Genomic DNA, 17478 nt, shown 5'->3' with positions numbered 1-17478 from the left:
CAGCAGGTTCTCGCCAACCTGCGGCAATCAAAAGGATCTCGTAGTGATGCTCGCTCGCCCATCCCGTCGCCGTACCCAAGTTCAGTCCTCCCCGCGTGATGCCGTGGAGCCGGCACTGTGGCTGCTCAAGCCGCTGGCACAGGCCGTGGCGCTGTGTCTGGTGGCGGGCGGTGCGCAGGCGCAAACGGCGTTCAGTTCGAGCTGGTTCGCCGCCAAGGGCGCTGCACAACAAGCGGCGGCAGCGCGCCCGAGTAGCGGTGGTCTGCCGGGCATGACCCCGCCGCTGGCTCAGCAACAACGGGCCAATCAACAGTTGCAGCGTTCGCTGCAGACGTTGAACAACACGGTCGCGGCGATTGCTGCGCAACAGGCTGCGCAGGCTGCCGGGCGTGCAGCGGCGTTGGGTTCTGTGCAAGTGGTGCCGGACGGACTCGGCGAGGGCGGCCTCAAGGTCGACAACAGCCTGTCTCAGGGCTGGCTGAACGCCAAAGGCCCGCAGCAGACGCAAGTCGACGGCAAGACCAATGTGAAGATCGAGCAGACGGCCGACAAGGCCATCCTCAACTGGGAGACCTTCAACGTCGGGCGAAATACCACCGTCGAATTTGCCCAGCAGTCGAATTGGGCCGTGCTCAACCGGGTGAACGATCCAAATGCGCGCGCCAGTCAGATCCAGGGCCAGATCAAGGGTGACGGCACAGTGATGCTGATCAACCGCAACGGCATCGTGTTCAGTGGCAGCAGTCAGGTCAACGTGCGCAACCTGGTGGCTGCCGCCGCCAATATCACCGACATTCAGTTCCGTGACCGCGGTCTGTATTTCGACAGCAACGGCAGCCAGCCGACGTTCACCGATGCCGCCGGTAAGGTGCTGGTGGAGCGCGGTGCGGTGATTGAAACCCACAAGCCCGCCGTGTCGACCGACGCCGGGGGCTATACGCTGTTGCTCGGCAAAGACGTCGTCAATGACGGCACCATCAACACCGTCAAAGGCCAGACCGTACTGGGTGCCGGTGATCGTTTCTACATCCGCAAAGGCTCAGGCACGGAGGGCAACACGTTATCGACCACCTTCGGTAACGAAGTCACGCCAGGCTTCAAGTCGGGCGCGAGTGCCGGCCGGGTCAGCAACAGCGGTCTGATTCAGGCCGCCACAGGCGACATCACCCTGACCGGGCATGAGGTGGAACAGGCTGGCGTATTGCTGAGTAGCACTTCGGTCGCCACTCGCGGCACCCTCCACTTGCTCAATCCGGCGAGTGACACAAGCGGCAGCGTGACCCTGGCACCCGGCAGTGTGACGGCTGTCATGCTCGACAGCAGCGACCTGACGGCGCTGGACAGTCAGCATCAGGCGGCCCTGAGCGGAGTCAACCTCAACAACAGGATTCGCGGCGATCAGTCGCGCATCGATCTCCAGAGCGGCGGCAGTGTCGACTTCCAGAACGGTTCGATTACCCTGGCCACCGGAGGGCAGGTCGCTGTTGCCGCGCAGCGCCGCAGCCTGGTTCGTGAAGGCGCCGTGATCGACGTTTCCGGCGCTGTCGGCGTCAAGGTGGCGATGGAATCGAACAACATCAAGATCAACGTGCAGGGTAACGAGCAGCGCGATGCCTCGGTCAACCGCGAGAAAGGCGCGCTCAACAGTAATGATGTCTGGGTCGATGTGCGTGAACTGGTCTACGTGCCGGCCGGCACCAATGGCTATGCGACGGACCGTTGGTACACGGCGGGTGGCTTGCTGGAAGTCGGCGGTTATCTGGGCACCCAGGGGCATGGCATCGGCGAGTGGATGGCGCAGGGCGGCACGGTGAGTTTTGCCGGCAACGACGTGGTCACTCAGAAAGGATCTCTGATCAATCTGTCCGGCGGTACCCTCGATGTGCAAAGCGGCGAGATTCGTCAGAGCTGGCTGCGCGGCACAGACGGTCGCTTGTATGAAGTCTCGCGCGCGCCGGGGGATCTGCTCTACACCGGTTTGTACAAGGGCTACGAGGATCACAGTGAGCGGTGGGGCCAGACCCGCACGTTCTACAACCCGCTGATTGCACCTTCCAGTCGTAAAGAGTCGGGTTACACCGTTGGTCGCGATGCCGGGCAGTTGGTGGTCAGCACTCGAAACGCGCTGCTTGACGGGCAACTGCAGGGTGACGTTTTTCAGGGTGAGCGACAGACTCAGGCTCCGCGTGCGGTGATCGACGGTTATGAGCAGAGCCAGACTGCGCTGGCACGGCGCGCGCAGTTGATCGTCGGCAGTTATCTGCCGACCTATCAGGCGGCGTCCGGCGGATTGCGCTACACCCTCAATCCGCTGATGGATCAGGTTCTGATCGGCGGCGAGCGGCGGGACGAGGAGTTTACCGGGGATCTGAACAACGCGGTCGCGCAAGACCGTCAGGGCAAGTTGTTTCTCGACGCCGCCCGGCTCAATGGCTTTGATCTCGGCGCGTTGAAGATTTCGGCGCTTGAGCGGATTGAAGTCAACGACGCACTCAGGGTAGACGCCGGTGGTGACATCACGCTGTACGCACCGGATGTCCGCGTTGCGGCCGATCTTACGGCTCGCGGTGGCAGTCTGAACCTGGGCAACGTGTTGAACCAGGTGCGCAGCACCATCCTTGACGACACGCTGATCGCGGCGCCGACGGGCAATCGGGCTCAGGTAGCGATCGCCAGGGATGTACGACTCGACACCCGTGGCCTGTGGAGCAATCTGCGTACTGATCAGGACGACGTGGCAAGTCTCGGGTACCTGAACGGTGGTCGAGTCTCGATCCGCAGCAGTGGCGATATCGACGTCGCGACGGGCAGTCTGATCGATGTGTCGTCCGGTGGGGCGATTCTGGCCAATGGCAAGTCCCGGGGTGGCAAGGGCGGCGACGTGAGTCTTGAGTCCAGCGCGATTTCTGCGCCTGGCGATTCGCATCTGACGCTGGCCGGCGACATTCTCGGCCATGGCGTGACGGGTGGAGGTACGCTGGCCATTCAGGCCAACCGAGTGCGGATCGGTGCGTCCGCGGACGCGTTGCCAGAACATACCTTGCAGCTGACGCCCGAGTTGTTCGACAACGGTTTCTCTGCCTACCGGGTCACCGGCCTGAACGGTCTGGACGTGACAGCGGGCACGCAGATTGATGTCACGATGCCGGTCTACCGTTTTGCGGATACAACGCTCAATCCGGTCAGCGGGGTTGACCCGAACCAGGCGATGGAACTGTGGACCCCCACGCTGTACCAGGAAAACCCGCTCAAGGGCGTGCTGACGCAGCGCGCCGGTGCGAGCCTGGCGTTGCAAGCCGGCTCGAGTGAGCTCAATCGGTTCGACACCGCCAGCACCCTGACGCTGGGGCGCGGATCGCGCATCACAGTCGATCCCGGACAACGGATCAATCTGCGCGGGACCGGGCAGATCACCCTGGAAGGCGAGCTGCAGGCCTGGGGCGGTACGCTGGATATTCGTCAGCAACAATTCGGTTCGATGGACGTTGCCACTTCACAGGAACTGGCCGACGGCACTGCGCACAACCGGTCAATCTGGATCGGCGAGCAAGCGTTGCTCGATGTCGCGGGACGTGCTCACACGGCTGTCGATGCGTTGGGTCGGGTCTACGGTCAGGTCGACAAGGGCGGCAGCATAATCATCGGCGGCGAAATCGATCCCAAGCGTGCGACGGCGACGGCGGCCGATGCATTTCTGATTGTGCGCGAAGGCGCACGTCTGGACGCCTCCGGGGCACAGGCTGTGCTGGACATCAACGGGCAGGGCCCGACCCACATTGCTTCGGATGGCGGACGAATCAGCCTGAGCTCGTATAACGGCCTGTGGATCAATGGTGAACTGCGCGCTGCTTCAGGTGGCAGCGGTGCTGCCGGCGGACGGTTGGAAGTGGCTCTGGAAACGCCGCTGTATGCTACGCAGAAGGCAGCGGCCGAAGTTTTGCGAGCGCGGGAAATCGTCATTGGCCAGGGGCCGGACGATGCTCTGTTACCCGTGGGCCTCAAGCCCGGTGAAGCGACGAACAATCTTCGCTACGGCCATGCCCGACTGAGCGCCGATACGTTGATGTCGGGCGGATTCGACAATCTGAGCCTGTTCAGCAACGGCCTCCTGTCGTTTGACGGCGACGTCGGCCTGCACATGAACCAGAGTCTGAATCTCTACGCCGGGGCCTTGTCCCTGGCGCAGACTTCCAGCGATTCGGCGCGGATCAATCTGTCGGCGCCCTCTGTGCGGTTGTCCGGTGTGGGGACTTATTACGGCGTGGTTGGCACCCTTCGTCCTCGGGTCCTGAACAGTCCGACTGCAAGGGTTTCGGCGGCGCAGTTCAATGTGAATGCCAACGTGCTGGATATTGCCAACAGTCTGTCGTTCGGCACGCAAGATTCCATCCTGCAGAACAACGCAGCCCCGGTTGAAGTCAGCCGTCGCGGCTTTGATCAGGTATCGCTGACCAGCACCGGGGACGTGCGGTTTCTCGCGCCTACCAGTGGTCAGGCGAAGTCAGAGTTGTGGACACCGGGAGACCTGAATTTGCGCGCCGCGCAGATCTACCCTGCGAGCGGAGTCTCGGCCGAAGTCCGGGTCGGCTATCAGAGCCAGCGTTTTCTCGTCGATACCGATCGGACATTGCGCATCTCCGGTCAAGGGGCGGCGCCGACAGCGCTGCCATACTCGGTGTTTGGCACGCTGGCGATGAACGCCAGCCGGATCGAGCAGGGTGGTGTGCTGCGGGCACCTCTGGGCGTCATCAGCCTGGGTGACGATCTGCTGACCAAAACCAAGGAATTACGCTTGCTGCCGGGCAGTACGACGTCGGTCAGTGCGGCCGGTCTGGTGATGCCTTATGGAGGCACCACCGACAGTATCGAATACCTTTACAACGGCGCGGCGGTCGCATTGAAAGGTATCAGCGGCGACAGCGCCGGTGTGACCCTGCGTTCACAGTATGTAGATGTGCAGTCCGGCGCGCTGATCGACCTGTCGGGCGGTGGCGATTTGCGCGGCGCCGGGTTTGTCTCCGGTCGCGGTGGCTCCACCGATGCACGGTTCAATCCGCTGGTACGTAATGCCAGCGATGGAACGTTCAATCTGCCGGGGCTGGCCAGCAATCCGGTGTACGCCATTGTCCCGGGGGATCAGAGTGGATACGCGCCGATACTGGGGGAAGCGGGAGCGGTCGATCCGCGCATCGGTCAGCAGATCACCCTGGGCAACGGTGTGCCAGGGCTGGCGGCGGGCACCTATACGTTGTTGCCTTCCACCTTCGCATTGCTGCCGGGCGCATTCCGGGTCGAAGTGAACGGCCAGGCGGTGCCGGGTGCCACCAACGGCGCGGTGGCAATGCGCAACGGCTCGTGGACAAGCAGTGCGCGGATGTCGATTGCCAATACCGGCGTGCGGGAAAATCTCGCCAGTCAGGTCATCGTGACATCGGCGGATGTGTTGCGTCGTTACTCGCAATACAACGAAACCACACTGGAGCAGTTCATCGTCAGCGATGCGACGCGCCGAGGTGTGCCGCGTGCTTTGGCGCCCATGGACGCCAAAGCACTCAACCTGTTTTTCCTCGCGGGGGGCAAGCAAGATACCGCGCTGGACTTCAACGGCCGGATCGCCTTCGCAGCCGCCAAGGGAGGTGTGGCCGGGACGGCTGTGATACGTGGCGGCAGTGGTGCCAACTTTGAGATTCTCGGTACCGGACAGTCAGCCACGGAAGGCTTTGCCGGCGTCTCGCTGAAGGCCGATACACTCAACCGGCTGGGCGCTTCTCGTCTGGCGATCGGCGCGAGCCCGACGGTGTATTACGGCACGGCCGGCAATATCGTCAGCTTCATCGGCAGCACCTACAACATCACTTTGCGTGAAGGCGCGCTGCTTTCCGCGCCCGAGGTCCTGCTCTGGACCAACAAGAAGGACGGAGCCATCACGGTTGAGGCCGGTGCCGGCATCAATTCTCTGGGACGCGGCGAAGTGCCGTACGATTCCGCGAGCGGTTTCGTCTATCAGCCCGGCGCCGCCAGTCTGCTGGTGGTGTCCAACGGCTGGACGAATGTCCTGGCACCAGAGGTCAGCGACAGCGCAGCGTCAGGCAGCATCCGCATCGGAACCTGTGATCACCAGGCGTGCGCCAATCCGGCAATGCTCTATTCCAATGGCAGCATCACGGCGGCCACCAACAATCAGTTCGAGCTGGCCGAGGCGGTGCGTTTCGGCACTCGTCATCTGGCCTTGGCTGTCGGAGCGGTCAACATCGGTACTGCCGAGACACTGGCGGCTGTCGGTCGCTTGCCTGCCGGTCTGACACTCAACCAGAGCGTGCTGGACCGGTTGCTTCGCGGCGATACGCAGTTCGGTGCACCAGCCCTGGAAACGCTCAGCCTGACCTCCCGCGACGCGTTCAACTTCTACGGTACCGTCGCGCTGGACACCCTGGATCCTCAGTCCGGGCGTAGCAAGTTACAGAATCTGATCATCGCGACCCCGGCCCTCTACGGTCTGGGCGATACCGGCGACGTGGCCACTATCCGCACGGCCAACCTTATCTGGAACGGTGCCACTCAGGCGCCCGGGGCTGTGGTCAGCGGTGGTGCGGGCACCGGACATGGCACGCTGAACATAGAGGCTCAGCGCATCGATTTTGGCTACGGCCCCTATTCCCAACCGAACGGTCTGGATCAGAACGCTCGCCTTGCACTGGGCTTTGCCAACGTCAACCTCAACGCCAGTGATCGCATCACCGCCAACCACAAGGGCAGTCTCGCGGTTTACGAGACGCAGGGGACTTACGATCCGATCAAGGGTTACCTCTACAGCGGCGGCAACCTGAACCTGCGCACACCTTTGCTGACCGGAGAGGCGGGCTCGGTGAGTGCGCTCAAGGCCGGCGGCAGTCTGGTGCTGAGTGGGCAGGCCGGGACGGGGCTCGCCGATGCACTGGGTGCCGAACTGACTCTGGAGGGACGTAATGTGGTACTCGACGGCCGGATTGCCCTGGCCAGCGGTAAATTGCAGGTCAAGGCCGAGGGCGATCTGACCCTGACGAGCGGGGCCATCCTCGATGTGGCGGGCCGAACCCTGCCATTCAACGATATCAACCAGTACAGCTGGGGCGGCGATGTGGCGTTGTACAGCCGCGAGGGCAGTATTCGTCAGGCGGCCGGATCGCGTATCGACCTGTCGGCGCAGAACAATCAGGCCGGCAATCTCAGCGTCGTGGCACTCTCGGATACGGCTGGCGAGGTCGATCTGCAAGGCGAGATCCGTGGCAGCAGCACTGGGCATTACGATGCGGGCGGCACGTGGGTACCGTACAAATCCGCTGGCGTGGACATTCGCGCGCAACACCTGGGTGGGGCGTTGAATGAGCAATTTGCCGCGCTCAACCAACGGCTGAACGCAGGGCAGGTTTTCGGCAGTCGCAGCTTCCAGCTCAAACAGGGCGATCTGGTGATCGGCGATGGCCTCAAGGCGGGTGAGGTTACGGTTTCGGTGGATAACGGCAGTCTGACGGTAAACGGCCTGGTCGATGCCAGCGGCGAGCGGGTGGGCAGTATTCGGCTGTCGGCCGCCCATGGTCTGAGCGTGGCGGGCAGTGCGGTGCTGGATGCTCACGGCCGGGTATTGCGAGTCGACAGTTACGGCAAGATCATCGACGCGCCCAACCGGGCCATGGTCGAACTCAGTTCCGGCGACGGCCTTCTGACCCTCGCTTCCGGTGCGCGGATAGACCTGCGTCATGGCACGGATGCGGCAGTCGGCACACTGGCGGGGCAGAATGACGGTCGCCCGCGTGGCACGCTGGAGTTGAATGCACCGCGACTGGGCGCCAATGACATCGCCATCGACGCCCGTGGCGCGTTGACCATTCAGGGCGCGCGGTCCATTGGGCTTAACGCTGTGCGTCGCTATACCGATGCCGCCGACGGGGTGGATCCGGTGGCCAGCGGCCGGCCTTATCAAATCATCGACCAGGCGTACCTGAACCGTATCCACGGTGACAGCGACCTGTTCATCAACGCGGCCTTGGGCAACAGTGATCTGCTGCAGCGCAAACTGGCGGGGTTGAACAACGCCGGTTACGCCGAAGCCTTCCATTTGCGGCCAGGCGTAGAGATTGCCAGTAAAACCACCGACGGCGATCTGGTGGTACAGGGCGATCTGGACTTGTCCGGCTATCGTTACGCCAGTCTCAATCCAAACACCCGCAAGACCTCGGTCTACGGTTCTGGCGAGGCGGGAAGCCTGGTGATACGAGCCGGGGGCAACCTGGACATCTACGGCAGCATCAACGACGGTTTCGCGCCACCACCGGAAACCGTGGACGATGCGGGCTGGAAACTGTTGCCTGGCGTCCAGCCGTTTGGCGGCGATCTGATTGTGCCGGGGGCGGGCGTGACGCTGGCCGAAGGCACGCTGTTCCCCGCGGGCGTCAAGCTCAACTATGACTTGCCGATCCAGGCCGCCGTCCTGGCCAGCGGTACGCTGTTGCCCATCGAAGGCGTGCTTGCCGCCCCTTACACGCTGCTGGCCGGCACGGTGTTGAGCGCAGCCGTACACGATGCCTTCGGCAACCTGCTGTATGGCGCCGGAACGCTGCTCAACGACAATGTGACATTGCCGGCCGGCAGCCGTCTGGGCGCCGGGACCCGACTCGGTCAGGCCACCGGGATGCAGGCCATGCTCTGGCCCAAAGGCGTGCCGCTACCGAGTGTTCTGGATGACCAAAAGCGTTCGGTGGGGGTGAAGTTGAGTGGGTCACTGGCGCTGTTGCGCGGTTCCCTGATTCCGTCCATGACCGATGTAGTGTTGGCCGCCGACACACCCTTTATCGAACTTCGTTCGTTGAATGGAACACGCCAGGGCGCTAACTGGGCGGTGGCGAGCATGTTGCCGTCGGGCAGTGCATCGTGGTCGATGCGTATGGTTGCGGGTGCCGACCTCGAAGCCGCTGACAATCGTGTGGTGAAACCGGTCAACAGTGCCGGTGACTTGCGCCTGGCGGACACTCACTACGGGATGATCGTCACCGAGAAAAAACTCGACAGCACCTGGTCGGCGGACAACCCGCTGGGGTATCCGGCGGGTAGCGTCGTCAGCGAAGAGGACAGTTTCTGGTGCGATTTGATTCCCGGGGTCTGTATCCCTCCGGCCAAGTTCTTGTGGGCGGACGGCAACATGATGGGCATGCCTGCCGGTAGCCCGGTCAGCGATGACGATCTGTTCTGGTGTGACATCGATCCGGGGAACTGCCTGGCCAACAAGGGCGGGATAACCACCAGTACCCACTCGCAGATGTTCAGCGTGCTGCGCACCGGTACAGGCGATCTGGACTTGATGGCGGCGGGCAATCTGAGCATGGACTCACCGTTCGGCGTTTATACGGCGGGCACTCAATCGAGCGATGTCGATCCACGTTTCAACCAGCCCCGTGGCCGGTTGTCTGACGATGGTTCGGTACTGGGCAGTGCCGGCAGCGCTTACGAAAAATGGGTCAATGGCGGTTCAGAAAGTCTGTATCAGGCCTGGTATCCGCAGATGGGTGGCAACCTGACGATCGGTGCCGGCGGTTCGGTGTCGGGGGACACACTCGGGCGGCGCACATACGCTCCGAACGCGCCACTGCGTGAGCAGGTACCCAGTGTTGCCGTGGGCAACTGGCTCTGGCGTCAGGGCGATGGAAAGGCGGATCTGCCCACGGCGTGGTGGATCAACTTCGGCAGCTACGCCACGCAGCCCTTGCCGGACCAGAGCACCGACACCGGGTCGTACCTGGTCGGCTTCACCGGCTTCGGCACGTTGGGCGGCGGCAATATCAGCCTGCGGGCTGGCGCGGATGCAGGCATGCTCAGGCCCATCGGCGATCAGACGCTGAACCCCCGCAGTCAGGGATTGATCGTGGCAGTGGGCAGCACCGGCCGGGTTGGAGCTGACGGCAGCCTGCAATTGACCGGCGGTGGCGACATGGACATTCGTCTTGGCGGCATGCTCAATCCGTCATTGCAGGCGAGATCGGGACAAAACGGCACGACACCGCCGCGACACGACCTTCAAGGCGCCCTGATCAATCTGCGGGGGGCAGCACAGCTGAGCGGCGCTGCTGCGGGTGCAATCAACCTGCAATATGGCGTCCAGAAATTCCAGCAGGACGCCCGGGAAACCCGAACCTACGATTTGTTCAGCGCCAGCACCGGAACGGCCGGCGGTGGCGTGGTATTGATTCCGGGTGATTCGGGGATGCGCATCAGCACACGCGGTGACCTGGTGATTGGTGGCGCCGCGGATCCGGGTCGGGTAAGGCTGCAGAACTCCACGCCGTTCACCACTGACAGTGGCGTGGCCCATGCAGGTGGCGGGCTGAGCGGATTTTCGTTGTGGACCGGGCACACGGCCATTGATCTGTTTTCCGCCGGTGGCAATCTCACGCCCAGCACGCAGATCGCTGAAATCATCTCGACGTCGTCGCAACCCGTGGAGGGAATGAACAGCTCCCCGACCGATGGCCGCTATGTATACCCCTCGATTCTGCGCGCCGTCGCAGGCCAGGGCTCCATTTATGCGGGACCGTCGGCCGCGTACGGTGCATCGAGCAATCTGTTTCCGACGGTGGGCTACTCGCTGTTGCTGGCGCCTTCGACAAACGGACAACTGTCGTTGCTGGCCGGTGATTCCATCTACGCCGGCGGCTATGCGATCAATCAGTCAGGTGCGAGTCCGGGAGTCATCGCGACCCCCTTCGCGCCGTCGTTCTCGGGATACGGAAACAGCAATGCGAACGCGCCGTTGGTCAGCAACTACAGCCCCGATGGTGTGACCCCGAGCAGAAACCTGCGTTATCCGCTGTTTGCCTTTGGCGCCGACACCTTCTCCGGGTTGAGCGATGTACAGGGACCGGCGCGGTTCTATGCCTTGGCTGGCGATCTGGTCGGCATTCGCAGCGGCGAGACGCTGAGCTTTTCCCCATCGGGTCGCACCTGGTATGAAGCGGCGGGGCCGGTGTGGATGATGGCCGGTCGCGATATCGTCGCCTCCGGCACGTTCCTGGGGCAGCCAGCGACGGCACCGAATGAGGCGTTGGGCGGATCCCGGCAAAGTATCAGTTCCACTGGCAACCTGTTCATTCACAACGACTCGCGGGATGTCTCGCGGGTATCTGCCGGGCGCGACATTCTCTACAGCAGCTTCGATATCGCCGGCCCGGGCCTGCTCGATATCAATGCAGGGCGCAACATTTTGATGGAGAACCAGGCTGCCATTACCAGCCTTGGACCGATCATGGCGGGGGACAGCCGGCCGGGGGCAAGCATTGTGTTGCAGGCCGGTGCAGGTGCGCAGGGGCCGGACTATTCGCGGTTCATTACGCGTTATCTCAACCCGCAGAATCTGGCCGATCCGAACACTTCCCTCAACGGTCAACCGGGCAAAGTGGTCAAGACTTACCTCGACGAATTGCAGAGCTGGCTGACCCTCGGCTATGGCTTCAGCGGCAACGCCGAACAGGCGCAAGCCTTCTTCGCTGCGCTGCCAAGCGCCGAGCAGGCGATCTTCGCCCGTCAGGTGTACTTCGCCGAACTGCGTGCCGGTGGCCTGGAGTACAACCAGGTTGGCGGCCCACGCAAAGGCAGTTACCTGCGCGGTCGCAATGCCATCGCTTCGTTGTTCCCGACCACCGATGTGGCCGGCAATCCGGTCCGTTATGACGGCGATATCACGATGTACGGCGGAGCAGGGGTGAAAACCCTGTTCGGCGGCGACATCCAGATGCTCACGCCGGGCGGTGGCCAGGTATTCGGCATCGAAGGCGCGGCACCGCCCTCCACGGCGGGGATCATCACCCAGGGCTCGGGCAATATTCAGCTCTACTCCGAGGGCAGCATTCTGCTGGGGCAGAGCCGGATCATGACGACGTTTGGTGGCTCGATTCTCGGCTGGTCCGCCAAGGGCGACATCAACGCCGGCCGCGGTTCGAAAACCACCGTGGTCTACACCCCGCCGAAACGCGTGTACGACACCTGGGGCAACGTGACCCTGTCGCCATCGGTGCCGAGCACTGGCGCGGGTATCGCCACGCTCAACCCGATTGCCGAAGTGGCGCCGGGGGACATCGACCTGATCGCGCCGCTGGGCACTATCGATGCGGGCGAGGCGGGGATTCGCGTCTCGGGCAACGTCAACATCGCCGCGCTGACCGTGGTCAACGCCGCCAACATTTCGGTGCAGGGCAAGGCGACCGGTGTGCCGGTGGTCTCGGCGGTCAACACCGGGGCGATCACCTCGGCCAGCTCCGCCGCGTCTTCGGCGACCCAGGCAGCGGAAGACGTCGCCCGTCAGCAACAAGCCGCGTCGCGCCAGAACCAGGCCTCGGTGTTCACCGTGCAGGTGCTGAGTTTCGGCAACGAACAACTGGCCCCGACCCGCGACGGCGCCAGCCGTGCACCGACGCCGGGCTACAACCCCAATAGCCCGGTGCAGGTACTCGGCGCCGGGGTGCTGGATGAACAGGCGAAACAGCAGCTGACCGAGGAGGAGCGGGGACAGCTGACGTTGTAAAAGGACTCTCGTGTAGTACGCTTCGGGCGGCCTTTTGGCCGCCCTTTTTTTTAGGTTGATGAGGTTCGTGGGTATTGTCGCCGGGTGTGGACTAACGTCAGTATTTTGATGTGCCCGTTCACTCGATAGACCAGCAGATAGTTTGGATTGACCACCATTTCCCGAGTGCCTGGCGCTCGACCGGACCGGTAACCATAAGGAATTGATGAAAGCCTTTGCGTTGCTGCACCAACCTTGTGCTGCAGAGCCGTTGAAGCGTTTGAGTTGTATTGTTCAATGTAATCGATAATGTCAGCCAGATCGTCCAGAGCTTGATCGCTCCATTCAAGCGGCAGAGCGTCGATTCTTGCGTCTCTCTTCTAATAGTTGGTCGAGCCGCACCATGGCTTCCTCATGGGGAATACCCGGGCGAGGATCATCCAGTACAGCCTGCACCTTGGCACGAAACCAGCGATCGTAGCTCTCTGCCTCTTCTTCGGAGTCGAAGTCAGAGTAAAACGGGGAATGCAAAATGCTCATAGTGATCTCCGTGATCAATTTCAGCAGTCTAAGGGGGGATGGGCCCATTGTCGTCACTGGCAGACGATGCACCCCATGAGCCCTTGAAGAACCATGAGGTAGCGGGACCCAGTATCTGCAAGTACCCCCATTGAAATCTGCCGGACGTTTCCCACCGTTGTCCGGCAATCTCGACCGCCGTTGTAGGCCTATTCCACCCCAGCGTTTTTCAGGTTTTCCGGCTACAAATTCAGGCGTGCTTTCCTACAAATGCACTCAGAACGCATAGGGAATACTCACCTTCGCCCACAACATATCCCCCTCCGGCCGGTTCTCCACGTCGAACTCCCTGGCCCAGCGGATTTCCGCGCTGGCGTACTTGAGGAAGGTGAAGTGCAGCGCCGGGCCGATGGCGAACACCTGGCCGCGCACGCCGTCATCAACGTCCTGGCCGGCGAACTGCACGGTGTGGCCGAACTGTTTGTCGTCGGTGGTCTGCTTGAGGTAATAGCCATTGACGCCGAGCATCAGGTCGTCGGTGATCTTGTAGCTGGCCGAGTAATCGAAGTGGAAGATCTGCCCGGACTTGTAGTCGGTGTCCTTGTTCTTCTCGTTGAAGCTGTAGGTGGTCTTCATCGAGACTTCGGTGTTGTCCGTCGGCAGCCAGGTGAAGGAGAACAGCGGCTTGTAGGTGTAGAAATTGTTGCTGGTGTTGGCCAGCCGATCGACGCTGTATTCGCCAGTGGGCACGGTGATTTCCACGGCGGCGCCGAGGGTCAGGTTCTTGCCCATGTCCCACAGGATGATCGGCGCGAAGGTGGTATCGCCCATGCTTTCGCGGGTATCGCTCTGGCCGAACACCGAGACTTCCTGTTTCAGCCATGGCTGCGCGATGTAGCCTGCCAGGCGTCCGCCGAACACCCGCACCGGGCTCAGGTAGTCGAGACGCGGGATCACGGCGGTGGATTCGATATCGACATTCGGCACTTTGCCGCCGAACGAGCTGATGTTGAGCTTCGTCGCCTTGTAGTGGTTGTAGTAGAGATTGAAGGCAACCATGTTTTCGGGGAGGTTGTCGACGTCCAGCGGCAGCACGAAAAAACCGTCGGTGCCGGTACCGATGTTGTCGACGCCGGCCTCGGTAGCCAGGGCTGACAGGGTCACGGTGCAGCCAAGCAGGCTCAATGCCAGTCGCACAGGGAAAGTCGCGCGGTTCGGGTTCATGTCCGTCCTCATTATTATTGTGTTTGGGCGCAACGCCGGCACGCAGGACGCCCGGCCACTATAGAAATAAGCCCTTGGCGTACAACGGGGCAGGGTATTGGCGGACACGGAAGGGGGCTTCTGCGGACACTTCGTCAACCCTGTGCTAACTTCCTTCGACATAACCGGTAACAAAAATAACAATTCAGCGTGATCCGGAATGTCAGCCCCCATGAACGCAAAACTCCAAGACCCCACCTTCGATCTGGCGCTGGTGTCGCCATTTCTGCTGCAGACCCTGGCAGAAGTTGCCGCCAACAAGGGCATAGAGCCGCAAAGCCTGTGCCGTGGCCTGGGTTTTGACGTCGAGGATCTGCAGGATCCTTCGCAGCGGATTTCCTATCGCCAGGCCGTGGCCATGATCCAGCGGGCGCTCAAGGCCTTGCCCAATCAGGGGCTGGGGCTGTGGGTCGGCGCGCAGAACGTGCTCGGCACCCTGGGTTTGCTCGGGCATGTGCTATCGCTGTGCAAGAACCTGCGCGATGCGTTCGAGCTGGGGATTCGCCATCAGCACACGTCCGGCGGGATCGTGGTGATCAGCGTGGATGTGGTGGGCGAGCAGGTGTACGTCGACGTGGAGTGCCGCTTGCCGTTCGCTGAGGTGCAGATATTCGCCGTCGAAGAGTTTTACGCCAGCCTGCTGGTCTACGGCCGGGCGCTGGTGGGCGAGACGTTCAAGCCGATTGCGGTGGAGTTCGTCCACGCGGCGCCGGATTACGTCGATGAATACCGGCGCCTGCTGGGGCCGGACGTGCGCTTCGGTTGCCTGCACAATCGCATGCTGATCGATGTGCAATGGCTGGATGTGAACCTGCCCAACCATCATTCGCTGGCGTTGCGTCAGGCAGTCAAACTGCTGGAGCTGGAAGCCGCGCAGGTGCATCAGAAGCTCGATCTGATCCAGGCCGTGGAGCGCGCCATTGCCCGGGACCTGAGCCGGGGCAGCCATATTGAAAAGATTGCTGGTGATCTGAACATGAGTAGCCGAACCTTGCGCCGGCGGCTGACTGAGCATTCGTTGACGTTCGAGGCGTTGCTGGAGCAGGTGCGGCAGGCGCGCACCATGAGTTTGCTGGCTAATCCTGATATGCCGATTGAGCGGATTACCGAAGAAGTCGGCTACAGCGACGTGCGCAGTTTTCGTCGGGCGTTCAAGCGCTGGACCGGCAAAAGCCCGAGTGCGTGGCGCAACGAGTGCGTCATCTGATCCCCCACAAACCCTCCGGCTACAGTTAAACTCCGCGCTCTTTCCCAAGGAGTTCACATGAGTTACTACCAGCCGGGCATCCTCGCCACCCCAGTTCCGCCGCAAGCACGTCACCTGTTTTTCGCCCTCGAGTCGGTTGAAGCACTGCCGCAGGCGATCGACAACCTGCTGAACCTGGTGGACGGCAAATCGGCGGTGGTCGGTTTCGGTGAATCCCTGGCCAAGGCCCTGAATGTGAACATCGACGGCCTGCGCAGCTTCCCGGCGCTGACCGGTGTCGGCGTGGAAAACCCGTCGACCCAGCACGCCCTGTGGGTCTGGCTGCACGGCGTCGACCGTGGCGAGCTGCTCAACCGCAGCACTGCGCTTGAGGCTGCACTGGCCCCGGCGCTGCGTCTGGTGCAGATGCAGGAAGCCTTCCGCCACAAGGACGGCCATGACCTGACCGGTTATGAAGACGGCACCGAAAACCCGCACGACGAAGCCGCCATCGCCGCCGCACTGCAAAGTGAAGGCGCCGACGGTCTGATCGGTGGCAGCTTTGCCGCGATCCAGCAATGGCAGCACGACCTCAAGGGTTTCCATGCGCTGTCCGCCGAAGACAAGGACAACATCATGGGCCGTCGCCTGAGCGACAACGAAGAGATCGACGACGCCCCGGTGTCCGCCCACGTCAAGCGCACCGCCCAGGAAAGCTTCGCTCCGGAAGCCTTCGTCGTGCGCCGTTCGATGCCGTGGATCGAAGGCGACCGCGCCGGCCTGATGTTTCTGGCCTTCGGTTTCTCCCTCGACGCGTTCGAAGCGCAACTGCGCCGCATGAGCGGTCTGGAAGACGGCATCACCGACGGTTTGTACCGCATCAGCCGGCCGATTACCGGCGGTTACTACTGGTGCCCGCCGATCAAGGACGGCCACCTCGACCTGCGCGCACTGCGCATCGGCTAAGGCGTGACGATGAACGTGGTGCGCTGGGGCATGATCGGTTGCGGCAGTGTTGCCGAACGCAAGAGCGGGCCGGCCTTCTACAAGGCGCCCGGTTCTGCGCTGGTGGCGGTGATGGGGCGACGCCTCGAAGCCGTGACCGATTACGCCGCGCGCCACGGCATCGCCCGGACTTACACCGATGTCGATGCCCTGATCAACGACCCTGAGGTGGACGCGGTGTACATCGCCACGCCACCCGACAGTCACCACGCCTACAGCCTGAAAGTCGCCGCCGCCGGCAAGCATTGCTGCGTGGAAAAACCCATGTCGCTCAACGCCGGGCAAAGCCGCGAGATGCAGCAGGTGTTTGCCGATGCCGGATTGCACCTGTTCGTCTCCTATTACCGCCGTTCGCTGCCGCGTTTCCAGCAGGTTCGGCAATGGCTGGAGCAGGGGCGCATCGGCGAGGTACGACACCTGAGCTGGACGCTGACCAAGGCGCCGTCGCCGAAGGATCTGGACGGCAGCGCCAACTGGCGCACCGATCCGGCGGTGGCCGGTGGCGGCTATTTCGCGGATCTGGCCAGCCATGGTTTTGACCTGTTCCAGTACCTGCTCGGCGATATCGTCGAAGTCGCCGGTTTCACCGCGCGTCAGGCCGGGTTGTATGCGGCGGAAGATGCAGTCAGCGCCAGTTGGCGGTTTGCCTCGGGCGCGCTCGGCATGGGCTGCTGGAGCTTCGTTGCGGACCGGCGCGAGGATCGGGTCGAGATCATCGGCAGCCAAGGGCGGATTGGCTTTTCGGTGTTCGACGAGCATCCGGTCGAGCTGCACGCCGAGGAAGAAATCAGCCTGGAAATCCCCCATCACGAACACATCCAGTGGCATCACGTGCTGGGCATGAACGCGCAGATTCGCGGCGAGTCACAGCATCCGGCGACCGGGGCAGAGGCCCTGAAGACCGATTGGGTCATGGACCGGATCCTCAAGCGCCACTGAAGGCGCATCTAACCTTATGCTCATTCGGTATTTCTCAAGC

The 17478-nt window shown here is 62.4% G+C and carries 7 protein-coding genes; 4 read left to right on the top strand and 3 right to left on the bottom strand.

The genetic code is table 11. The features are described 5' to 3' along the window. The first annotated feature begins 46 nt into the window (after positions 1-46). The gene (locus M5B98_RS03820) at positions 47-12547 is read left to right on the top strand and encodes a filamentous haemagglutinin family protein (protein ID WP_248741872.1); all 12501 of its coding nucleotides are present in this window, start codon (positions 47-49) and stop codon (positions 12545-12547) included. A gap of 50 nt (positions 12548-12597) precedes the next feature. Here the strand turns inward: M5B98_RS03820 and M5B98_RS03815 are convergent, their stop codons facing one another. The 3 genes from M5B98_RS03815 to M5B98_RS03805 form a co-directional block, all read right to left on the bottom strand. Next, entirely contained in the window at positions 12598-12825 is a 228-nt protein-coding gene (locus M5B98_RS03815; protein ID WP_248742168.1) for a type II toxin-antitoxin system RelE/ParE family toxin, read from the bottom strand. 46 nt (positions 12826-12871) lie between these two features. Beyond that, positions 12872-13066 carry a stability determinant gene (locus M5B98_RS03810; RefSeq protein ID WP_248741871.1) on the bottom strand — a complete coding sequence of 65 codons (195 nt, stop codon included), beginning with the start codon at positions 13064-13066 and terminating at the stop codon, positions 12872-12874. Between the two features lie 255 nt (positions 13067-13321). Next, complete coding sequence (locus tag M5B98_RS03805; protein WP_248741870.1) at positions 13322-14269, bottom strand: transporter; 948 nt, start codon at positions 14267-14269, stop codon at positions 13322-13324. A gap of 211 nt (positions 14270-14480) precedes the next feature. On the opposite strand from M5B98_RS03805, the gene M5B98_RS03800 reads away from it, so the two are divergent. Genes M5B98_RS03800 through M5B98_RS03790 form a run of 3 tightly spaced genes read left to right on the top strand, consistent with a single transcriptional unit; the run spans position 14481 to position 17438 of the window. Then, positions 14481-15515: an AraC family transcriptional regulator gene (locus M5B98_RS03800; protein ID WP_085710145.1), complete on the top strand. Its 1035-nt coding sequence runs from the start codon at positions 14481-14483 to the stop codon at positions 15513-15515. 57 nt (positions 15516-15572) lie between these two features. After that, positions 15573-16460: a Dyp-type peroxidase gene (locus M5B98_RS03795; protein WP_248741869.1), complete on the top strand. Its 888-nt coding sequence runs from the start codon at positions 15573-15575 to the stop codon at positions 16458-16460. 9 nt (positions 16461-16469) lie between these two features. Continuing rightward, a complete protein-coding gene (locus M5B98_RS03790; RefSeq protein WP_248741868.1) occupies positions 16470-17438 on the top strand; it encodes a Gfo/Idh/MocA family protein in 969 nt (322 codons plus the stop codon). The last annotated feature ends 40 nt before the right edge of the window (positions 17439-17478 follow it).

Origin of the sequence: Pseudomonas sp. MWU12-3088, from assembly GCF_023242405.1 — a bacterium.
Taxonomy (GTDB): Bacteria; Pseudomonadota; Gammaproteobacteria; order Pseudomonadales; family Pseudomonadaceae; genus Aquipseudomonas; species Aquipseudomonas kribbensis.
Note: the sequence above shows the minus strand (reverse complement) of the source record. Positions and strands in the feature narration are given on the sequence as shown.